The 21249-nt window shown below is 73.4% G+C and carries 16 protein-coding genes; 8 read left to right on the forward strand and 8 right to left on the reverse strand.

Annotated features, from left to right (window positions below):
- Position 1 precedes the first annotated feature (1 nt).
- The 6 genes from AB0I91_RS20695 to AB0I91_RS20720 form a co-directional block, all read right to left on the reverse strand.
- Positions 2-1192: a VWA domain-containing protein gene (locus AB0I91_RS20695; protein ID WP_499638228.1), complete on the reverse strand. Its 1191-nt coding sequence runs from the start codon at positions 1190-1192 to the stop codon at positions 2-4.
- A gap of 270 nt (positions 1193-1462) precedes the next feature.
- The gene (locus AB0I91_RS20700) at positions 1463-3709 is read right to left on the reverse strand and encodes a DUF5682 family protein (RefSeq protein ID WP_499638231.1); all 2247 of its coding nucleotides are present in this window, start codon (positions 3707-3709) and stop codon (positions 1463-1465) included.
- Entirely contained in the window at positions 3709-4797 is a 1089-nt protein-coding gene (locus AB0I91_RS20705) for an ATP-binding protein (protein WP_498771156.1), read from the reverse strand. The genes AB0I91_RS20700 and AB0I91_RS20705 overlap by 1 nt, the downstream gene beginning before the upstream one ends.
- Complete coding sequence (locus AB0I91_RS20710; RefSeq protein ID WP_499638234.1) at positions 4794-6221, reverse strand: DUF5691 domain-containing protein; 1428 nt, start codon at positions 6219-6221, stop codon at positions 4794-4796. Before AB0I91_RS20710 ends, AB0I91_RS20705 begins: the two co-directional genes overlap by 4 nt.
- A gap of 331 nt (positions 6222-6552) precedes the next feature.
- Positions 6553-7851, reverse strand: coding sequence for an SWIM zinc finger family protein (locus AB0I91_RS20715; protein ID WP_499608115.1), 1299 nt, complete (start codon positions 7849-7851; stop codon positions 6553-6555).
- Between the two features lie 60 nt (positions 7852-7911).
- On the reverse strand, positions 7912-9090 hold the full coding sequence (locus AB0I91_RS20720; protein ID WP_499608117.1) for a homogentisate 1,2-dioxygenase: 1179 nt from the start codon (positions 9088-9090) through the stop codon (positions 7912-7914).
- A gap of 69 nt (positions 9091-9159) precedes the next feature.
- Between AB0I91_RS20720 and AB0I91_RS20725 the strand changes: the two genes are divergently transcribed.
- The 4 genes from AB0I91_RS20725 to AB0I91_RS20740 are packed head-to-tail and all read left to right on the forward strand — an operon-like array spanning position 9160 to position 12499.
- Positions 9160-10026: a hypothetical protein gene (locus AB0I91_RS20725; protein WP_498771148.1), complete on the forward strand. Its 867-nt coding sequence runs from the start codon at positions 9160-9162 to the stop codon at positions 10024-10026.
- Positions 10023-11195, forward strand: a complete 1173-nt coding sequence (locus AB0I91_RS20730; protein WP_498771146.1) for a fumarylacetoacetate hydrolase family protein — start codon at positions 10023-10025, stop codon at positions 11193-11195. The genes AB0I91_RS20725 and AB0I91_RS20730 overlap by 4 nt, the downstream gene beginning before the upstream one ends.
- 3 nt (positions 11196-11198) lie before the next feature.
- Positions 11199-11867 (forward strand): IclR family transcriptional regulator, encoded by a 669-nt coding sequence (locus tag AB0I91_RS20735; protein ID WP_498771144.1) that lies wholly within the window; start codon positions 11199-11201, stop codon positions 11865-11867.
- A gap of 47 nt (positions 11868-11914) precedes the next feature.
- Positions 11915-12499, forward strand: a complete 585-nt coding sequence (locus AB0I91_RS20740; RefSeq protein WP_499638237.1) for a Uma2 family endonuclease — start codon at positions 11915-11917, stop codon at positions 12497-12499.
- A 366-nt stretch (positions 12500-12865) separates the two neighbouring features.
- On the opposite strand, the gene AB0I91_RS20745 is transcribed toward AB0I91_RS20740, so the two are convergent.
- Complete coding sequence (locus tag AB0I91_RS20745; RefSeq protein WP_499638239.1) at positions 12866-13465, reverse strand: TMEM165/GDT1 family protein; 600 nt, start codon at positions 13463-13465, stop codon at positions 12866-12868.
- A gap of 319 nt (positions 13466-13784) precedes the next feature.
- Here AB0I91_RS20745 and AB0I91_RS20750 point away from each other — a divergent pair, with 319 nt between their 5' ends.
- The 4 genes from AB0I91_RS20750 to AB0I91_RS20765 are packed head-to-tail and all read left to right on the forward strand — an operon-like array spanning position 13785 to position 20603.
- Positions 13785-15263: a cytochrome ubiquinol oxidase subunit I gene (locus AB0I91_RS20750; RefSeq protein WP_498771138.1), complete on the forward strand. Its 1479-nt coding sequence runs from the start codon at positions 13785-13787 to the stop codon at positions 15261-15263.
- An 11-nt stretch (positions 15264-15274) separates the two neighbouring features.
- Positions 15275-16291 carry a cytochrome d ubiquinol oxidase subunit II gene (gene cydB / locus AB0I91_RS20755; RefSeq protein ID WP_498771136.1) on the forward strand — a complete coding sequence of 339 codons (1017 nt, stop codon included), beginning with the start codon at positions 15275-15277 and terminating at the stop codon, positions 16289-16291.
- Positions 16288-19488, forward strand: coding sequence for a thiol reductant ABC exporter subunit CydD (gene cydD, locus AB0I91_RS20760; RefSeq protein ID WP_499638242.1), 3201 nt, complete (start codon positions 16288-16290; stop codon positions 19486-19488). The genes cydB and cydD overlap by 4 nt, the downstream gene beginning before the upstream one ends.
- Positions 19485-20603, forward strand: coding sequence for a GAF domain-containing sensor histidine kinase (locus tag AB0I91_RS20765; RefSeq protein WP_498771132.1), 1119 nt, complete (start codon positions 19485-19487; stop codon positions 20601-20603). Before cydD ends, AB0I91_RS20765 begins: the two co-directional genes overlap by 4 nt.
- Here AB0I91_RS20765 and AB0I91_RS20770 read toward each other — a convergent pair.
- Positions 20595-21224, reverse strand: coding sequence for a response regulator (locus AB0I91_RS20770; protein WP_498771130.1), 630 nt, complete (start codon positions 21222-21224; stop codon positions 20595-20597). The two genes, AB0I91_RS20765 and AB0I91_RS20770, sit on opposite strands and share 9 nt — an antisense overlap.
- Positions 21225-21249 lie beyond the last annotated feature (25 nt).

Here is a 21249-nt window from a genome sequence, read left to right on the forward strand (position 1 = left end):
CTCACCGGCCCACCGGGATCCCGCTCTGCTCGGCCCACGCGGCGACGTCCTCGCGGCGCAGGGCCGTGGCCAGCAGGTCCGGGAACCGGTCCGGGGTGCACGCGAACGCCGGCGCGCCCAGCTCGGACAGCTTCGCGGCCAGCTCGTGGTCGTAGGCGGGCGTGCCGCCGTCGGACAACGCGAGCAGCACCACCACCGTCACCCCGCTCTGCACCAACTCCCGCACGCGCCGCTGCAACTCCCGCGCCACACCGCCCTCGTACAGGTCGCTGATCAGCACCATGACGGTGTCCGTCGGGCGGCGGACCAGCGACTGGCCGTAGGCGACGGCGCGGTTGATGTCCGTGCCGCCACCCAGTTGGGTGGAGAACAGCAGGTCCACCGGGTCCTTGAGCTGCTCGGTCAGGTCCACCACCTCGGTGTCGAACACGACCAGCTTCGTGTCGACGGCCTTCAACGAGGCCAGCGAGGCGCCGAGCACGGCGGAGTAGACGACCGACTCGGCCATCGAGCCGGACTGGTCGACCAGCAGGACCACGTCCCGCAGCGAGGCCTGGCGGCTGCGCCTGCTGTTGCCGACCAGGTCCTGCACGATCACCGTGCGCTGGTCGGGCTGGTAGTGGCGCAGGTTCTTGCGGATCGTGCGATTCCAGTCCACATCGGACAGCCGCGGGCGGCTGGTGCGGCGGGACCGGTCGATCGCGCCGTGCACGGCGGCCAGGAGGCGGTCGGCGAGCTTGCGCTCGATGTCCTCGACCACCTTGCGCACCACGGCGCGGGCGGTCTCGCGGGTGCGTTCGGGGATGGCGCGGGAGAGCGAGACCAGCGTGCCGACCAGGCTCACGTCCGGCTCGACGCTGGAGAGCAGTTCCGGTTCGAGGAGCAGTTGGCGCAGGCCCAGGCGTTCCACGGCGTCCTTCTGCATCACCTGGACGACCGAGCTGGGGAAGTACGTGCGGACATCGCCCAACCACCGGTGCAGGACGGGCGACGACCCACCCAACCCGGCACCGCGCTTGCCACCGGCGTCCACCGCGTCCCCACCACCGCCGTACAACCCGGTCAACGCGGAATCCCGCCGCTGGTCGTCCTCGCCGAGCGCACCGAGATCCCCGGCCGCCCCACCCAACAACAACCTCCACCGCCGCTGCCGCTCAACCGCGATATCCTGCGTCACGCGCCCACCTGCCATCCCGGCCACCCCAGGGCCCTCAGTCACACCATCGGGTGATCATCGCCCGAAAATGTACGGAAACACTGTTACCGCCCCTCGGTTAAAACATGAGGAGCCCCGACAACCACCACCCATCCCAACCCCCCGGACCCCTGGCCCCACCCACCCCACGACCCCGACCCACCGCCTCCCGACCCACCGCCTCTCGACCACGGGCCGCCTCACCCCGCACCCCGCCCGCCACCTCCTGCCCCTGCCTCTGCCGCGTGGCCACGCGCGTCACGCGCGTCACGTGCCCGCACCCAGCAGATCGCGCACGTGGCCGGCAAGACGTGCCGCGAGCTCTTCGTCCCAGTCGCCCGCCGCCATCGCACCGCCCGCCACCGTGCCCTTGACCCGGTCGCCGAGCATCCGGCGCTCGGCCGGGCTAAAATCACCCACCGCGCGGCGCAGGAGCGGCAGCGCGGCGGCGAAATCCGCGCCCGACAGGCCGGTCAGCCACTCGTCCACGACGCCGAACAGGCGTGGATCGGCGGTGAGCAGCGCGGCCGACCCGCGCAGGAAGCCCGCCACGAACGCGGTCGCGCCGGCCGCCAGCGAGACCGCGCGGTGCAGGCGGGTGGCGACTTCGTCGGAGTCCAGGGCGCCCGTTTCCCACAGCAGGCGCGTCGCCCGGCCGGTCGGCAGGCCGTGCGTGTCGGGCATCGCGACCAGCGATTTCAGCGCGCGCTGCCACGTGTCGCGGTGCTCGTCGTCGGCGGCCAGGCGCACCGCGTCGTCCGCGCCCTCGACCGCCTTGACCGCCCGTTCCGCCGTGTCCTCGTCCACGCCCCGGCACGCGAGCGGCAGGCCGACCGCGCCGCGGGCCAGCAATCCGTGCAGCGCAACGCGAAGCAGTTCCGGATCCGTGCCGCGCACCGAGCCGTAGCGGACGGTCGTCGCCAGGTCCGGCAGGGCGGACAGGAGTTCCAGTGCGTCGGTCGCGGCGGCGGCGCAGCGGTCCAGGGCCTGGCGGGACGCGGCGACGGCCTCCGGGATCTCGCACCCCACGGCCTGGCTCAGCGTTTCGGCGGCGTCGACCACCCGGGTGGCCGCCGCGGCACGGGCGATCAGCACGGTCCGGGCGGCGGATTCGACCGTCGTGCCGTGCCGCGCGGCGACGGCCAGCGCGACCGCGAACTCCGGCCGCCAGTGCAGCTGCCAGGCCTCGGCGAACGTGCCCAGGGTCCGGGTCGTGTCCGGCGTGCCCCAAGGGACGTCGAGGACTTCCAAGCGCCGCAACAACTTCGAGCGTTCGCGATCGGTGTCCTTGCGCAGGTCGAAGCGCATCGGCTTGATCGCCGCACTGGCGGGCATCCGCAGCCGGCGTTGCCACCGCGCCAGGTCCGCGGCCAGCGGTGACGTCGGGACGTCGTCGCCCACCACGCCCAACCGCTCACCGACCACCAACTGCTCGTGCACCAAGCGGAGCGGGGTCGCGTCACCGCCGCACAACACCGCCAGCGACGCCTCCATCACCTCCGAAAGCCCCGGCGACGGCCGCCCGCGCATCGCCGCCAACGCGTCCGCCAGCCGCACCGCCTCAACCGCGCTCGCCGTCGACGCGGGCAAGTCCTCGGCCCGTAACACCGCGCACGCCTTCGCGAACCACCGCGGCACGGCGTCGCCGCGTTCGGCGCACTCCCACAAGTGCGCGTACCAACCCGGCGAAGCGACGCCCGCGCCGTAACCGGACGACGCCGCCAGCCGACCGTGGCTCCACGGCACCCACGTGCCCGAGATCTTCTTGCGCGGCAAGCCCTTCAGCGCCGCGGCGTCGACCGACGCGGGCGGCAGGGTGCGCAGCGCGGGCACGTGCCACGCGCCGGCCACCACCGCGATCGGGCCCTCGACGTCCTTCAACGCCTGCCGGACGTTCTGCCGCATCGCGGCTTCCCGGCGCAACGTGCGGACGTCCACCTGGTCGGCGAACTCCTCCCGCAACGCGCCCATCGCCTCCGCGACCGCCTCGGCCAGGTCACGCGGGTCGGTGTGGTGCTCGACCACGTCCTCCCACCAGCGTTCGGGGTCGTCGAAACCCGCCGCCTCGGCCAGCGTGCCGAGCGGGTCGAGCGCCGCCTTCGGTGCGTTCTCGGGGGAGTCAGAGGTGTCGGGAGTGTCGGGGGAGTCGGGAGTCTCGGGTGTCTCGGGTGTCTCGGGGTCGGACAGGGAGGCGGCGGCCGGCAGGTCGAAGAACCGCACCGGGACGCCGTTGGCCTGCGCCCACGTCATCGCCCGCCACTCCGGCGAGAACTCGGCGAACGGCCAGAACGCGGCCCGCGCCGGCTCCGCCTCGTCGTGCAGCAGCAACGCCACCGGCGGGGTCAGGTTCGGCACGTGCGGCAACAGGGCGTCACCCTCCGGTGGTCCCTCGATCAGGACCACCTCCGGCCGCACGGCCGCCAACGCCGCCGCGACCATGCGCGCCGAACCCGGACCGTGATGCCGGATACCGAGCAGCGTCACCCGTTCCGGCAAGGGCTGGTCGCGCGCCATCAGCCCACCGTGTCCTGGCACGCCCGGTACAGGTCACGCCACTCGGCGCGCTCCTTCACCACCGCCTCCAGGTACTCCTGCCACGCCGCCGTGTCCGACACGCGGTCCTTCACCACCGCGCCGAGCAAGCCGGACGCCAGCTCGTCGGCGGTGATCGTGCCGTCGCCGAAGTGCCCGGCCAACGCCATGCCGCTGGTCACCACCGAGATCGCCTCGGCCGTGGACAGGCTGCCGCTCGGCTTCTTCAGCTGCGTGCGTCCGTCCACAGTGGACCCGTTGCGCAGCTCGCGGAAGATCCGCACCACCCGGCGCACCTCCTCCAACGCCGGCGGCTCGGCGGGCAGCCGCAACGCCCGGCCGAGCTGGGCGGCCCGCGCCGACACGATCTCCACCTCGTCGTCCTCGGTCGCGGGCGGCGGCAGCACGACGGTGTTGAAGCGGCGGGCGAGCGCCGACGACATCTGGTTCACGCCGCGGTCGCGGTCGTTCGCGGTGGCGATCACGGTGAACCCCGGCACGGCCTGCACCTGCACGCCCAGCTCCGGGATCGGCAGCGTCTTCTCGGACAGGATCGTGATGAACGAGTCCTGCACCTCGGCGGGCATCCGGGTCAGCTCCTCGACCCGGACGACCGCGCCCTCGCGCATCCCCGTCATCACCGGGCTCGCCACCACCGCCGCCTCGGACGGCCCCTCGGCGATCAGCCGCGCGTAGTTCCAGCCGTAGCGGACCTGGTCCTCGCCCGTGCCCGCGGTGCCCTGCACGACCAGCGTCGAGTTGCCGCTCACCGCCGCCGCGATGTGCTCCGACAGCCACGACTTCGCCGTGCCCGGCACGCCGACCAGCAGCAACGCCCGGTCGGTGACCAGCGTGCCGACGGCGATCTCGACCAGCCGCCGGTCGCCGACGTACTTCGGCGTGATCACGGTGCCGTCCGCGAGCGTGCCGCCGAGCACGTAGGTGACCACCGCCTGCGGCGACATCCGCCACTGCGGCGGGCGGGGCCGGTCGTCCGCCGCCGCCAGGGCCGCGAGCTCGGCGGCGTACTGCTGTTCCGCGGCGGGCCGCAGCACGGATTCGGTGGTCACTGGCTTTCCTCCCGGTGGTTGAACGCCTCGCGCAGCTGCATGCGCAGGCGCAGGACGTCGAGTTCGACGGTGTGCTCGGGCCAGCGCTCGGTGATGCGGGCCCAGTTCGCGCCGAGCACCTCGGCGTCACCCCTGGCCAGCAGCACCGCGGGCGGCCGGCCGGCGCGCCACCTCGGGTCGCGCATCCCGGCGTAGCGGTCGAGCAGGTCCGCGGTGGCCTGCGCGCTCCACGGCCCGGGCAACTGCGAGCACGCGTGGTCGAGCAGGTCGTAGTTCCACTGCCGCGACACCTCGACGACGGTGCGCGCGGCCAGCTCGGCGGGCAGGCCGCCGAGCATCTCCAGCTGCTCCATGCCGGTCAGCGACCGGGTCGCCGCGACCGCCCACGGCCGGGCGTCGTCGGCGAGCTTCAGGTTCTGCGCCACGCCGCGCAGCAGCGAACTCGCCCACGGGCCGCGCGCGAGTTCGGCGGCGGCGCCCTTGTCGTCGGTGTTCAGCCGGCCGGTCCAGTGCTGTGGCGGCACGCTCGCCGCCGCGCCGCGCAGCCGACCCGCGACCCCCGCCTCGGAACCGTCTTTCAGCAGGTCACGGGCCTCGTCCGGCTCGGGGGACGTCTCGGCCCACAGCTCGTCGGTCTGCACGTCGAAGCCGTCCGCGGTCAGCCACAGGCCGCGGTGCAGGCGTTCGGCGGCGCGTTCGGCCAGGTCGGACGCGGGCAGGGTGCGCAGCAGCCGCAACGCCTCGTCGTGCACGCCGATCGCGCGATCGTCCAGCGCGCGTTCGAGGAGCGGTTCGTCGTCCGGCCCGAGGTTCGCCTCCAGGGCGCTGATCAGCACCTGGCGGTCGGTGGCGCGGCGTTGGACCTCGAATTGCGCGGCCAGGAACGCGCGCGTGCCCGCCGGGTCCTGGTGGCGGGCGCGGCGCAGGGCGGCGAGGCGGGACGTGCCGGGCAGGTCGAGGGCCTGTTCGAGGTCGATCTCCTCCGCGACCGCGCCGGTCGCCGCCCACGCCCAGGCCGGGCGGATGGCCGCCAGCCACCGGCCGCGGGCGCCGAGGACGGCGGACACGGCGGGGCGCAGGCCGGGGTGCGCGGTGCCCAGGCCGAGCAGCGCGGGCAGCTCGCGGTGGTCGGCGACGACGCGTGCCGTCTTGGCCATGCCGCACCACTCCGTGAGCAGCACCTGGTCGTCGAGAGCCAGGATCTGGACCAGCACGGACCTCGCGGCCGGGTGGGCGCGCACGTCGTCGGACGCCGGGGCGGCCGGCAGCGGCGGGGTGTCGACGGGCGGCGGGAGCTGCGCGCCGTGTGCGGCCAGGCCCAGGGCGGCGACGCGGTCCAGCAGGGCGGTCGGCGTCGTGCCCGCGCGGTGGGCGCCGATCAGGGCCGCTTGGACGGCCTCGTCCCATTCGGCTTGGAGGGTCATGGCCGGCCGCCGATCGAGATCCAGTCGGCCGGGTCGGCCGGGTCGGCCGGATTGGCTGGGTCGGCCGGGTCGGCCGGATTGGCTGGGTCGGCCGGATTGGCTGGGTCGGCTGAGGTGGTTGGTTCGGCTGGGGTGGTGGTGCGTCGGAGGGTTTCGTGACGGGGGTCGGTGGGACGGTGGTCGGTGGGACGGGGGCGGCTGGTCGGTCGGGGGTGGGGTTGGGGGGTCGCGGTTCCTCGTATGCAACCGAGGGTTGGTAACGGTGTTTCCGTACATTTTCGGGCGATGATCACCCGATCGTGTTCGAGGAGTGCCCGTGCTGCCTGCGTGATCATCCCACTACCTCCGGTGCTCCGCCCGGCGTGGCGACGGCGCCCAGGCGCAGTTCGCGGCCGTTCCACAGGCCCCACGCGTCGAACTCCTCGCCGCCCGTCAGCGCCAGCGCCTGGTCCAAGGCAAGGTCGCCGCGAACCTGGAGGCCGCGGCCTTCGCCGTCGACCAGGTGCCTGATGTCCGCACTGACCCGGACCGCCGCGCAGCCCAGCGGGTGGAGGCGTTGCCAAGGGTCGGCTTTCAGCTGCTCCTCCAGCCCGGCCAGCGCCGCACGCCACGACGCCGGCGCGGGCACCGGGTCCGGTTGCCGCTCCACCAGCAACTCGCCCACGGCCACCCGGTGCGGCGGGACGCCGGGATACGGGTGCAGCACCCCCTGCACCTGCACCCCGTGCGTCAACGGCGGCACGGGGCGGGCGCCGCCACCGGCATGCCGCACGGCCACCACCCAGCCGTGCGCCCGACCCCACGCCCACTGCCGCACGGTCCGCACGAGGCCGTCGTCGCTCTCCACCTTCAACAACGGCGCCCACTGGTCCGTCCAACCCGGACCGGCGCGCACCTCCTCCTCGGCCACGGAGAACCCCAGCCGGCGGCGAATCACTGGATCAGGTGAGGACGACAGCCGCGCCAACAAATGCAGCCCGCCCAGCCGGTCCGCCGCGTCGTGCGCCCACCGCGGCCCGCCCGCCGCCACGATCCCGCGCACCTCGTCCACCGCCGACGCCAGCCCCTTGGCCTGCGCGTCCACCATCCGCGCCTGGGTCGAGTGCCACCACGCCGCGTCACGCGCGGGCAGCCCCGCCAACCCCGCGCCGGCCACGTCGCCCAGCCAGTCGGTCAACCCGGCGACGCCGGCGCGCACCGCGTTCTCCCTGGCCCTGGCCGTCTTCTCCTTGGCCTTGGCCCGCCGCTCGACCGCCTCCGGCGACTCGTCGGAGGCGGAGGAGCCCGACGAGCCCGACCCGGCGGGACCCGCGGCACGCTTGCGGCGGTTCAGCCACTCCGTCACCCAGTCGGGCGTCTCCGCCACCGGGAACGGCTCGCGCAGGTCCCGCAGCTGCAACGCCAACGCGTGCTTGCACGGGAACTTCCGCGACGGGCACGAGCACTTCGTCGCCCGGTCGCCCAGGTCGACGCACACCTGGTACGGGTTCTTGCCGCTGCCCTTGCACAGACCCCACAGGGCCGTGTCGCTGCGACCCGTCCCCTGCCACCCGGAGAACCCCGCCAGCCGGGTGGCGCTGCTCGCCACCTGGCCGTCCGGGGCCTGCTCCAGAAGCGCTTGTGCGTCCATGCCGGCAGACGTTAGAGGCATCCACCGACAGAATCGGGGCACTCGACGGCAGAAAGTCGATCAATCCAGGTCAGGACCCCGACGTGCCCAGGACCAGGCGTACTTGGGGTCCTCGGACGCCACCGCGGCCTCGCCGAGGTCGAGCGGCCGGAAGGTGTCGACCATGACCGCGGTCTCGTCGAAGTAGTCCACCCCGAGCGACGCCTCGACGGCACCCGGCTGCGGCCCGTGCGTGCAGCCGGACGGGTGCAGCGACAGCGAGCCGATGCCGATGCCGGAGCCCTTGCGCGCCTCGTAGTTGCCGCCGACGTAGAACATCAGCTCGTCCGAGTCCACGTTGGCGTGGTTGTACGGCACCGGGATCGCCAACGGGTGGTAGTCGACCTTGCGCGGCATGAACGAGCACACCACGAAGTTCGGCCCCTCGAACGTCTGGTGCACCGGCGGCGGCTGGTGCACGCGGCCCGTGATCGGCTCGAAGTCGCGGATGTTGAACACCCACGGGTACAGGCAGCCGTCCCAGCCGACGACGTCGAACGGGTGATTGGCGTAGGTGAACCGGGTGAGGCCCGCGCGGTGCCGCACGAGCACCTCGACGTCCTCGCCCTCGACCAGCAACGGCTCCGCCGGCCCGCGGACGTCGCGCTCGCAGTACGGCGAGTGCTCCAGGAACTGGCCCTTGGCCGACAGGTACCGCTTCGGCGGTCCGATGTGTCCGGTGGCCTCCAGCACCAGGATGTTCATGGGCTCCGACGGCACCACGCGGTACGTGCACGACGTCGGCAGCACCACGTAGTCGCCCTCGGCGACCGGCAGCGCGCCGTAGATCGTCTCCACCACCCCCTCGCCGGACTGCACGTACAGCAGCTCGTCGCCGGCCGCGTTGCGGTACAGCGGGCTGGGCGCGGTGGCGGTCACGAAACCGATGACCACGTCGGCGTTGCCGAACAGCGTGCGGCGGCCGGTGACCGCGTCCACCTCGGCGGACTCCCAGGTCAACGCCGGTGTCTTGAAGTGCCGCGGTTTGAGCGGGAGGTTCGGCGTCAACGCGCCGCGCGTCTCTTCGACGGTGACCGCGTCGACGATCGCGGTCGGCAGGTGGCGGTGGTAGAGCAGCGCCGAATCGGCCGAGAAGCCCTCGACCCCCATGAGCTCTTCCGCGTACAGCCCGCCCTCCGGTGTGCGGAACTGGGTGTGGCGCTTTCGGGGGATCTCACCCACCTGGCGGTAGTACGCCATGGTTCACTCCGGGCGTTCGATAGTCGGACATCTTTGTTCATTGACCGGTACGCCACTAGCGTGTCAGCCGTGTCAAGCGCCTTCGAACTCCGTGCGCCCGGTCCACGCGGCACTCCGCCCCTGCTCGCGAGGCTTGTCGACGACGCCGCACTGTTCCCGCCGGGCAACGCCTCGATGCCCGACGCGGTCCGCGGCCACCTCGACGCACGTGCCGGGGAATGGGCCGGTGCGGTCGGCCTCTTCCTGTGCCCCGCTTCGCGACTGGCCGAGCTCATCACCGAGTTGATCAAGGTCAAGCCGGTGAAGCCGGTCGCCCTCTCGCTGGTCATCGACACGGGTCTGGGAGGTGTGCCCAAGGCCGTGTCGATCGTCGAGTCCCGCAGTGAGCTCTTGGCGCTGCGGATGGTCGAGATGCCGGCCCCGTCCGACGTGGACGAGGTGTGGCTCGAACGCGTCTCCGAGTTCGTGCCCGAGGACGTCATCCGCGTCGTCGAGCCCCGGCGGGGCGGCGCCGAGTGGCTGGACGGCGTGCGCCGCGTCATCGAGCACGGCAGCTGGCCGAAGCTGCGCTGCGGCGGGGTCAGCAAGGAGAACTTCCCGAGCGTGGACGAGGTCGCCGACTTCCTGGCCGTGGTGAGCAGCGGCGGCGTGGCCTTCAAGGCGACCGCCGGCCTGCACCACGCCGTGCGGCACACGGACGCCGAGACCGGGTTCACCCACCACGGGTTCCTCAACCTGCTCGTCGCAACCGCGCGTTCGCTCTCCGGTGGCGACGTGCGCGAGGCGTTGTCCAGCACGGACGCGGTCGCGCTGGGCGAAGAGGCCAACGGGCTGTCCGACCAGGCCGCGCACGCCGTCCGGGGCGTGTTCGCCTCCTACGGGTCGTGCTCGCTGGACGAGCCGATCGCCGACCTGGAGGAGCTGGGTCTGCTGTGAGCTGGATCGAGGACCCCGCGTTCACCGCGGACGAGCCGTTCGGGCCGCAGACGCTGCCCTACGGCGTGGTGCCCGGCGGTGTCGCGGTGCGGGTGGGCGACCAGGCGTTGTTGCTGCGGGGACTGGCCCTGGGCGAGCGGCTGGAGCCCTTGGTGGCCACGGGCACGCTGGACGCCCTGCTGGCGGCCGGCCGGCCCACGTGGAGCGAACTGCGGGCGCGGCTGGTCGAGATCGTCTCGGCCACGTCGGCGCCGCGCGGCGCGGAGCTGGTCGGGCTGGACGGCGCCGTGCTGCCGTTCACCGTGGCCGACTACGTGGACTTCTACTCGTCTCGCCACCACGCGGAGAACGTCGGCCGGATCTTCCGGCCCGACGGCGAGGCCCTGCTGCCGAACTGGACGCACCTGCCCGTCGGCTACCACGGCCGGGCCGGGACGGTGGTCGTGTCCGGCACGCCGATCGTCCGGCCGCACGGGCAGCGCCGGTCGTCGTCCGGCCCGGTGTTCGGGCCGACGGGCCGGCTGGACATCGAGGCCGAGGTCGGGTTCGTCTGCGGCGGGCCGGTCGCCTCGCGGCTGACGCCGTCGCAGGCGGTCGAGCACGTGTTCGGCGTGGTGCTGGTCAACGACTGGTCCGCGCGGGACGTACAGGCGTGGGAGTACCAGCCGCTCGGGCCGTTCCTGGGCAAGTCGTTCGCCACGTCGGTCTCGGCGTGGATCACGCCGCTGGAGGCGTTCGCGGTGGCCCGGGTGTCGCCGCCGCCGCTGGGCAACGACCTGCTGCCGTACCTGGTCGAGGACCGGTCGTGGGGCCTGGACATCGACCTGGAGGTCGAGTGGAACGGCACGGTGGTGTCCAGGCCGCCGTTCCGCGAGATGTCGTGGACTTTCGCGCAACAACTCGCGCACCTGTCGGTGAACGGCGCTACCGTTCGGCCGGGCGACCTGATCGCGTCGGGCACCGTGTCCGGCCCGGCCCGCGACGAGCGCGGCTCCTTCCTGGAGCTGAGCTGGGGCGGGAAGGAGCCGGTGGTGCTCGACGACGGCGAGCGGACGTTCCTGGAGGACGGCGACACGGTGCGGATCACCGCGACGGCTCCGGGTGAAGGCGGTTCGGTCGTCGGGCTGGCCGAGGTCCTCGGCACGGTCGTCCCCGCCGACGAGAGGTAGAGCGTGGTCAGACCCGATCCCCGCGGCCGGCTGCCGGCACCCGCGTCGAAGGAGAGCTCGCTGACCCTGGAGCGGGGCCTGGCCCTGCTCCAGGCGGTGGCCGACGCCGAGTCGGAGGCGCCGTCGATCAGCGAGCTGGCGGCGGCCATCGGCGCGTCGCGGGCGGCGGTGTACCGGCTGCTGGTGCCGTTGCAGTCGCGTGGGCTGGTGCGGCGGGAGGGGTCGAAGGTGCGGCTCGGGCTCGGCGTGCTGCGGCTGGCGTCGAACGTGCTGCCGCAGCTGCGGCTGGCCGCGCAGCCCGCGCTGCGGACTCTGGCGGAGACGGTGGGCGCGACGGCGCACCTGACCGTGGCCGACGGGAGCGAGGCGCAGGCGGTGGCCGTGGTGGAGCCGTCGTGGACGGCGTACCACGTGGCCTACCGGGTCGGGTCGCGCCACCCCGTGCACCGGGGCGCGGCGGGCAAGGCCATCGGGCTGTCGCCGGAAGGGCGGCAGTGGGTCCACTCGACGGGCGAGTTGCAGCCGGGTGCGTTCGGGGTGGCGGCGCCGGTGCGGGGCGTGCCCGGATTGCGGGCCAGCGTGGGCGTGGTGGCCCTGGAGAAGCTGGACGGTGACGTGGTGGGGCCGCACGTGGTGCGGGCGGCCCAGGAGGTCGCTGACGCGTTGCGCTGACGCACAGTAGCCTCTGGGACACTCTCAGTGAGACTGAGGGGAACGAAGTGATCGCTCTGTCCGAGGACATGGAGAACTCGGCCGAGGACGTCCACTTGTTCACGGTCGCCGAATACGCGGCGCTCGGGGAGACCGAGCGCGGCTACTCCGAGCTGCAAGAGGGTCGCACCTTGACGTCACCGAGCCCGAGTCCGCGCCACATGATGGCTTCGGGTGAGCTGTTCGTCCAGCTCCGTGACCAGGTGCCCGGCGACTTGGTCGCGATCCAGGACGTCGACGTCGACCTGGAACTGGTCCCGCCGGGCGATCCCGGATTCTCGCGGCGGCCCGACCTGGTCGTCGTGCCGCGTGAGGCGACCCGGAGCGGGGGACTGCTCAAGGCGTCCGACGTGCTGGTGGTGATCGAGATCGTGTCGCCCGGGTCGAAGCGCATGGATCGGGTGCTCAAGCGTGGGGAGTACGCGGACGCGGGTATTCCGCACTACTGGATCGTCGACCTCGACCCGCCGGTCTCGTTGGTGGCCTGCCACCACGCCGGCGAGTTCGGGTACCAGGACGCCGGCGACGTGACAGGCGAATTCACCACCTCCGTGCCGTTCCCGGTGACGCTCAAGCTCGACGGGCTGGTCTGACACCCGGGTCGGACCGGTGGTCAGCGGTCCGACGCGGAGGACGCGCAGGAGGGTGGTCCGGAGGGTGCGCCGACTCCTCCTCGGACAGCTCGGCCGGCCTCGACCTCCTCGCTCGCCGCGTGGCCGAGCTTCACCGTGACGGCGATCAGCAGTCCACCGGCAGCCTGTCGTCGAACTCGCCCGTCTCCCGGCCCCGCCGGATCACCCGCGCCGGCCGCCCGGCGACCGGATCGCCGCCCGGTACACCCTGCACGTGGTCAACCTCGGCAAGCCGCTCGCCATCGACGTCCACTTCTTCGGGCGGTTCACCCCGGACGGCCGGATGCGCGAGGCCCACCTGCTCACCCGCGGCGTCGACGCGACCGCTTAGCCCACCACCGCCTGCCACAGGGCCACCAGGGCGAACGCGGCGAACACGAAGCCGCTCACCCGCTGGATCAGGTGCGTCGGGATGCGGGTGGCGATCCGGCGGCCCACCAGGACCGCGATGGCGGCGACCGTGACCAGCGCCAGGAACGCGCCGAGGCCGACGAACACGGGGCTCGCGTAGCGGGCGGACAGGGCGGCGGTCGCCAGCTGCGAGGCGTCGCCCCACTCGGCGGCGAACAGCACGCCGAACGACGTGAGCGCGGCCCGCCGGAACGTCACCCGACCAGGTCCGTCCGCGGCCGCGCCGGTCTCGTCGCCGTCCTTCGAGAAACCCTCTTTGAGCAGCAGGAACGCGCCCACGCCGAACAGCGCGGCGACCACGCCCGCGACCACCCGGTCGGGCAGGAGGGTGAGCACGCCGCCGAACGTCGCGGCCACCACGCACTGGATCGCGAACGCCGCCGTGACGCCGGCGAACACCGGCCACGCCCGGTACCGCGTGGTGAGCACGAGGGTGGCGACCATGGTCTTGTCCGGCAGCTCGGCCAGGAAGACGATGGCGAAAGCCGTCGCCGCCGCGATGAGTTCAGGTGCCACGGGAACCTCCGACGTCCGATGTGAACCCGGACGGAGGCAGCACGACCCCGACCGGGCGTGGTGCGCTACCCGGCCGGAGGTCTCGTTCGCCCGTTCCGGAGAACGGGTGAGGGACCGGATCCGCGCGCAGGCGGATCAGTGTGTCGATCCTCTCGCCCCGGTCGTGGTGACCCGGGGGAACTACTCCCCTCTGGCCCGAACATCGTAGCCGGTTCGGGCGGCGGCGCCGGCGTGACGCCGAACACCGGGACCTTGGTCCCGGGTCCCGGGGGACCGTCGTACCTGAGGCCGGCCCCCGGCCCGGACCTACGGTCGACCCGTGGACGTCCTCGACCTGGCACGGTGGCAGTTCGGCATCACCACCGTCTACCACTTCCTGATGGTGCCGCTGACCATCGGGCTCTCCCTGCTGGTGGCGGGGATGCAGACCGCGTGGGTGCGCACGGGTGACCGCAAGTACCTGGCGATGACCAAGTTCTGGGGCAAGCTGCTGCTGATCAACTTCGCCATGGGCGTGGTCACCGGCATCGTGCAGGAGTTCCAGTTCGGCATGACCTGGAGCGCCTACTCGCGCTTCGTCGGCGACGTGTTCGGCGCGCCGCTGGCGATGGAGGGCCTGGTCGCGTTCTTCGTCGAGTCGACGTTCCTCGGGCTGTGGATCTTCGGCTGGGACCGCCTGCCGAAGAAGGTCCACCTGGCCTGCGTGTGGGCGTTCTCGCTGGCCACGATCGCCTCGGCGTACTTCATCCTGGCCGCGAACTCGTGGATGCAGCACCCCGTCGGCGTGGAGCTGGTCGACGGGCGGCCGCGGCTGACGTCGATCTGGGCGGTGCTGGGCAACAACACCACGCTGGCCGCGTTCCCGCACACGATCTTCGGCGCGTTCGCCGTCGCCGGGACGTTCCTGGTCGGCGTCGCGGCGTGGCACCTGTGGCGGCGCAGCGACGACGGGCCGGTGTGGCGCGCGTCGGTCAAGTTCGGCACGTGGGTGGGCGTCGCGGCGTTCACCGGGCTCGCGATCACCGGTGACATGCAGGGCAAGCTGATGTTCGAGCAGCAGCCGATGAAGATGGCCGCCGCCGAGGCGCTGTGCCACACCGAGTCGCCCGCCGCGTTCTCGGTGTTCGCGCTCGGCGACGTGTCGCGGCCCGACTGCGAGAACGTCAAGAGCATCACGGTGCCCGCGCTGCTGTCGTTCCTGGCCCACAACGACTTCACCACCGAGGTGAAGGGCATCGAGGACCTGGTGCCGATGTACCAGGAGAAGTACGGCGCGAACTACCCGGTCGACCCGAAGCTCGGCGAGCTGTCGGGCAAGCCGATCGACTACGTGCCGAACCTGCCGGTCACGTACTGGGGCTTCCGGCTGATGATCGGCTTCGGCGGCATCGCGGTCGGCGCGGGGCTGCTGATCCTGTGGCTGACGCGCGGTGGTCGGACGCCGCGCGGCCGGTGGTTCAAGTGGCTGGCGCTGGGCAGCATCGCGACGCCGTTCCTGGCCAACAGCTTCGGCTGGATCTTCACCGAGATGGGTCGGCAGCCGTTCGTGGTGGTGCCGAACCCGAGCGGGGTGGACGGGGTGTGGATGTTCACCGCGCGGGCCGTGTCGTCGTCGACACCGGGGGAGGTGTTGACGTCGCTGGTCGCCTTGACGCTGGTCTACGGGGTGTTGGCGGGCGTCGAGGTGTTCCTGATCCGGCGGTACGTCCGCGCGGGGATCGCGGGCGTGCTGCCGGCTCGAAAGCCGGATGACGACGCCGGATCGCGTGACGACGACGTCCTGACGTTCGCTTACTGAGAGGGGGAGCCGTGGAGACGTTCTGGTTCTGCGTGATCGCCCTGCTGTGGCTGGGCTACCTGTTCCTGGAGGGCTTCGACTTCGGCGTCGGCATGCTGCTGCCCGTGCTCGGGCGCTCGGAGCGCGAACGGCGGGTGCTGATCAACACCATCGGGCCGGTGTGGGACGGCAACGAGGTGTGGCTGCTGGTGGCGGTCGGCGCCACGTTCGCCGCGTTCCCCGCCTGGTACGCGGCGCTGCTCAGCTCGGTGTACCTGCCGCTGGTGCTGTTCCTGCTGGCGCTGATCGGGCGCGGTGTCGCCTTCGAGTACCGGGGGAAGGTCGACTCGGCGCGGTGGCGGCGGGTGTGGGACGCGGTCATCGTGACCGGGTCGTGGACCGCCGCGCTCGCGGTCGGGTTGCTGCTCTCGACGACGGTGTTCGGGATGCCGCTGGACGCCGCCGGCGACCGCGTCGGCTCGCCGTTCGCCTCGATCCGGTGGGAGACGCTGCTCGGCGCGGTGGCGGTGGCCGGGTACGCGCTGGTGCACGGCGCGGTGTTCCTGTCGCTGAAGACCGAGGGCGACGTGCGGGAACGGGCGCGCGCGCTGGCGTTGAGGGTCGCGCCGGTGGCGTTGCTGCCGCTGCTGGTGCTGCTGCTGATCGTGCAGCTGCGGTTCGGCTCGGTGTGGACGTGGGGCGCGTCGATCGTGGTGGCGCTGGCGGCGCTGGGCGCGTACGGGCGGCTGGTGCTGCGGCGCGAGGGGCAGGCGTTCGCGCTGATGGGCGTCGTGGTGGCGGCGGCGGTGGCGGCGCTGTTCGGCGCGCTGCACCCGAACGTGCTGCCGTCCACCTTGGACCCGGCCTGGTCGCTGACGGTGGCGGGCGCGGCGTCGAGCCCGTACACGCTGACCGTGATGACGTGGGTCGCCGCGTTCGGCACGCCCGCGGTGCTCGTCTACCAGGGGTGGACGTACTGGGTGTTCCGCAAGCGGATCGGCACCCGGCACATCCCGGAGGCCCACGTGCCCGCCGGGACGACCCGATGAACTTCCCCGGAGCCCCTTCCGCCAAGAAGCCGGGGAAAGGCCCGCTCGGCGCGCTGCCCGCGCTCTCGCGCTCGGCGCGCCGGGCGTTGGCCTGGTGTGCGGTGCTGGCCGCGCTGACGGCCGGCGCACTGGTGTGGCAGGCGGTCGCGCTGGCGTCGGCGCTGGTGACCGGCGGGTCGTTGTGGGTGCTGGCGGGCGCGGTCGTGGCGCGGGCGGTGCTGGCGTGGGCGACCGAGACGGTGGCGGCGCGTGCGGCGGCGGGCGCGAAGGAGGAGCTGCGGGCGGCGGTGCTGGACCGGGCGCTGGGGCTCGGGCCGTCGTGGATCGTGGCGCGGGGGCCGGCGTCGTTGGCGGTGCTCGCGACCAAGGGGCTGGACGCGCTGGACGCGTACTTCACCCGGTACCTGCCGGCTCTGGTGACGACGGCCGTGGTGCCGGTGGCGGTGGGCGGTTGGATCTTCTTCACCGACCCGACGTCGGCCGTGCTGATCGCGGTGACGCTGCCGCTGATCCCCGTGTTCGCCATCCTGATCGGCCGGTTCACCTCGGCGCGGGTGGCCGCGGCGGCGACGGCGCTGGAGCGGTTGTCGGGGCGGCTGGCGGAGCTGGTGCGGGCGCTGCCGGTGCTGACCGCGTTCGGGCGCGCGGCGGCTCAGGCGTCGGCCGTGCGGGAGGTGGGCGAGCGGTACCGGCGGGCGACCATGGGGACGTTGCGGGTGGCGTTCCTGTCGGCGCTGGTGCTGGAGATCGTGGCGTCGCTGTCGGTGGCGCTGATCGCGGTCGGCATCGGGCTGCGGCTGGTGTCGGGGGAGATGACGCTGGTCACGGGCCTGGTGGTGTTGATCCTCGCGCCGGAGTGCTACCTGCCGTTGCGGGCGGCCGGTGCGGCTCACCACGCCTCGGAGGACGGGGTGGAGGCCGTGCGGCGGGTCGCGGAGATCCCCGCGCCCGGTCCGGCGAAGGACGGCTCGGTCGGCCAGGACGGCTCGGTCGGCTCGGTCGGCCAGGACGGCTCGGTCGGCTCGGTCGGCCAGGACGGCTCGGTCGGCTCGGTCGGCCAGGACGGCTCGGTCGGCTCGGACCGTTCGGTCGAGGGGGTGGAGGTCCGTGATCTCCGCGTCCGGCGGCGGGAGCGGTTCGCGCCCGACGGGGTCGGGTTCCGGGTGCGGCCCGGCGAGGTGCACCGGCTGGACGCGCCCAGCGGGGCGGGCAAGTCGACGCTGTTCGCCGTGCTGCTGGGGTTCGTGGAGCCGGACGGCGGGTCGGTGGCGGTCGACCGGTCGGCCATCGCCTGGGTGCCGCAGCGGCCCGCGTTCGCCGGGCGGACCGTGGCCGACGAGCTGGAGCTGACCGCGGGCCGGGTCGACCACGACGTGCTGGCGTCGGTGGCGGCCGACCACCTGGTGGCGCGGCCGATCGCGGAGCTGTCGACCGGGGAGCGGCAGCGGGTCGCGGTCGCGCGTGCGCTGACCCGGGTCCGGGACGGCGCGACGGTGCTGCTGCTGGACGAGCCGACCGCGCACCTCGACCCGGCGACGGCCGCGAAGGTGATGGCCGCCGTGCACCGGGCCGCCGAGGGTGGTGCGGCGGTCGTGCTGGCGACGCACCGGCGGGTGGGTGAGCAGGCCGAGGAGGTCGCGGCGGCCCGTGAGGTCGGCGTCGTGGACGACCGGTCGACCACCGCGCGGACGCCGCGGCCGACCCGGCGGCTGCTGGCGGGTGCGTTGCTGGGCGCGGCGGCTTCGCTGAGCGGTGTGGCGTTGACGGCGTTCGCGGCCTACCTGATCGCGAAGGCCGCGACCCAGCCGCCGATCCTGACGCTGTCGGTGCTGGTGGTGGGCGTGCGGACGTTCGCGCTGGCCAAGGGCGTGTTCCGGTACCTGGAGCGGCTGGTGTCGCACGACGCCGCGTTCCGCTACGCCGAGGCGCTGCGGGTCCGGTTGTGGCGCGGCCTCCGGCCGGGTCGGGCCGAGCTCACCCGACTGGTCGACGACGTCGACGCGGTCCGCGACCTGGTGCCGCGCGTCCTGCAGCCGCCGCTGATCGCGGTGGGCGTGTCGGCCGCCGCGGTGGCGCTGTTCGCGATCATCGAGCCGATGGCCGGCCTCGCGCTGGCCGTGGCGCTGGTCCTCGGCGGCACGCTCGCGCCGGTCGTCGCGGTGCTCGCCGAACGCCGCGCCACCGCCGTGCTCGCCAGGGGACGGCGGCACGTGTCGGAGCAGGTGCTGACCCTGCTCACCGCCGCACCCGACCTGATCGCGTTCGGCGCCGACCGCGAGGTGCGCGCCGAGCTGGCGCGCCAGGACGCCGAACTCGCCCGCCAGGCACGGCGGCAGGCCCTCGGCGCGGGCGCGGCGATCGGCATCGTGCACCTGACGACCGGGCTGGCGTCGGCGGTGTGCATCGGCCTGGCCGGCGGCGTCGACCCGCTGCTGGTGCCCGTCCTCGGGCTCGTGCCGCTCGCGTTGGCCGAGGTGTTGGGCGCGCTGCCCGCCGCCGCCCAGCACCGCGCGGCGTTGCGCGAGTCGTACGGCCGGATCGTCGACCAGTCGCCGAGCACCTCGCCGGCCCGGGTCGAGCAGGGTTCGGTCGGCGGCGCGGTCGGGCTCGAAGGCGTGACGCTGAAGTGGCCGGGCAGCGCGGAACCCGTGCTGGAGCGGGTGTCGTTCGACCTGCCTGCGGGCGCCAAGGTGGCCGTGGTGGGCCCGTCGGGCGCGGGCAAGTCGAGCCTGTTCGCGTTGCTGTTGGGGTTCCTGGAACCCGAACGCGGGCTGGTGTGGCGGCCCGACCGCGTGGCCTGGTGCCCGCAGGAGCCGATGCTGGTCTCGACCACGGTCCGCGAGAACCTGCGGCTGGGCGACCCCCGAGCGGATGACGCGCGGTTGCTCTGGGCGCTCGACGTCGCGGGCGTCCGGCTGGGCCTCGACACCGTGATCGGCCCGACCCTGCTCTCGGGCGGCGAGGCGCAGCGGGTCGCGCTGGCCCGCGCCCTGCTCCACGACGCCGACCTCGTGCTGCTGGACGAGCCGACCGCCCACCTCGACGAGCCGACCGCCGCCGCGTTGCTGGCCCGCCTGGACGACGTGCTGCGGGACAAGACCGTCATCCACATCACCCACCGGCCGGCGGAAGCGGACCGCGCCGACCTGGTGCTGGACGTCGCCGACGGGCGGATGCGGACCAGGGCCTACCGTTGACCACCGTGGACCCAGCCCGCGTGCTCGCCGCGTCGACCGAGATCACCTCGGCCGCCCTGGCCGGCGACGACCCGGACGCCGTGCTGCCGCTCGTGGTGCGCAGCGCCGTCGAGCTCGCCGGCGCGGACCTCGGCCTGGCCATGGTGACCGCGGAGGACGGCACGCTGACCGTCGAGGCGTCCTCCGGCGACGACGACCCGGTGGGCGTCGTGCTGTCGAGCCGTTCGTCGGCGGCACGGGCGGCGCGGACCGGCGTGCCCGTGGTCGCGGACGACTTCACCACCGACCCGCGCACCGCGCCGTTCGTGCCCAAGGAGCTGCGGGGCTACGGGCCGTTCGCGGTCGCGCCGTTCGGCACCAAGGAGCGCCGGATCGGCGCGCTGGCGGTGTACCGGCGCAAGGGCGCGCAGCCGTTCAGCCAGGACACGGTCGAGGTGCTGGCCGCGTTCGCCGCGCAGGCGGGGCTCGCGGTCGTGCTGGCCGAGGGGTCGACCGCGCGGCAGCGGATAGCGGTCTACCAGGAACGCGAGCGCATCGCGCGCGACCTGCACGACGTGATCATCCAGCGGCTGTACGCGACCGGCGTGCAGCTCGACCTGCTCGACCGGCGGCTCAAGCTCGACGGCCGGGAGGCGCGGCGGCTGGCGGACTGCGTGGACCAGCTCGACCGGACGATGGCCGAGGTCCGCGCCACCGTCCGGGCCCTGCGCAGCGCGGACCCGGGCAAGCCCGCCGACGTCGACCTCAAGGGCTCGGTGCTGGCCGAGGCGCGCACGGCGGGCGAGCTGCTGGGGTTCGAGCCGGAGGTGCGCGTCGAGGGCGACGTCGCGGACGTGCCCGCGGACCTGGCCGACCACGCCCGCGCGGCGCTGCGGGAGGCGTTGTCGAACGTGGTGCGGCACTCGGGCGCCCGGCACGTCGGCATCGCGCTGCGCCGCACGCCCGACCGGCTCGACCTGGAGGTCGCCGACGACGGGTGCGGCGTCCCGCGGGGGGTGGCCAAGCGGGGGTTGCGGCACCTGGAGGAGCGCGCCCTGGCGGCCGGCGGCGGTTGCGAGATCACCTCGTCGCCCCGGACCGGCACCACGATCAGCTGGCACGTGCCGCTAGCGTGACCGGCGGGCCACCCAGGCGGCGGCCTGGGTGCGGCGTTCCATGCCCAGCTTCGACAGCACGGCGGTGACGTAGTTCTTCACCGTCTTCTCCGCCAGGAACAGCCGTTCGGCGATCTGGCGGTTGGTCAGGCCCTCCCCGATCAGGTCCAGCACCCGCCGTTCCTGCTCGGTCAACGCGTCCAGCACGTCCACCTCGACCGGGCGGCGCATGCGGTCCAGGACGCGGGACGTCGTCTGCGGGTCCAGCAGCGAACGGCCGGCCGCCACCTCGCGCACCGCCGTCACCAGGTCCTGCCCGCGCACCTGCTTGAGCAGGTAGCCCGACGCGCCGGCCATGATCGCGCCGACCAGCGCCTCCTCGTCGTCGAACGCGGTCAGCACCAGGCACCTGGGCCCGTCCGCGAGGCCGCGCAGCCGGCGGCACAGCTCCACGCCGCCGCCGTCGGGCAGCCGCACGTCCACCACGGCGACGTCGGGCCGGGTCGCCGAAGCGCGGACCAGGGCCTCGTCCACCCCGCCCGCCTCGGCGACCACCGAGATGTCGTCCTCGTCCTCCAGCAACTCGCGCAGCCCCCTGCGCACCACCTCGTGGTCGTCTACGAGCAACACTCGCACCGGCACGAACCAACCATAGGTCGAATGCCGG

Source organism: Actinosynnema sp. NPDC049800, from assembly GCF_040656635.1.
In the GTDB taxonomy this organism is placed as follows: domain Bacteria; phylum Actinomycetota; class Actinomycetes; order Mycobacteriales; family Pseudonocardiaceae; genus Actinosynnema.

Bases quoted from the DNA above. Each gene is read 5' to 3' on its own strand.
- cydD (WP_499638242.1), top strand. From the start codon at position 16,288: ATGAACTTCCCCGGAGCCCCTTCCGCCAAGAAGCCGGGGAAAGGCCCG.
- AB0I91_RS20700 (WP_499638231.1), bottom strand. From the start codon at position 3,709: ATGGCGCGCGACCAGCCCTTGCCGGAACGGGTGACGCTGCTCGGTATC.
- AB0I91_RS20695 (WP_499638228.1), bottom strand. From the start codon at position 1,192: ATGGCAGGTGGGCGCGTGACGCAGGATATCGCGGTTGAGCGGCAGCGG.
- AB0I91_RS20710 (WP_499638234.1), bottom strand. From the start codon at position 6,221: ATGACCCTCCAAGCCGAATGGGACGAGGCCGTCCAAGCGGCCCTGATC.
- AB0I91_RS20715 (WP_499608115.1), bottom strand. From the start codon at position 7,851: ATGGACGCACAAGCGCTTCTGGAGCAGGCCCCGGACGGCCAGGTGGCG.
- AB0I91_RS20720 (WP_499608117.1), bottom strand. From the start codon at position 9,090: ATGGCGTACTACCGCCAGGTGGGTGAGATCCCCCGAAAGCGCCACACC.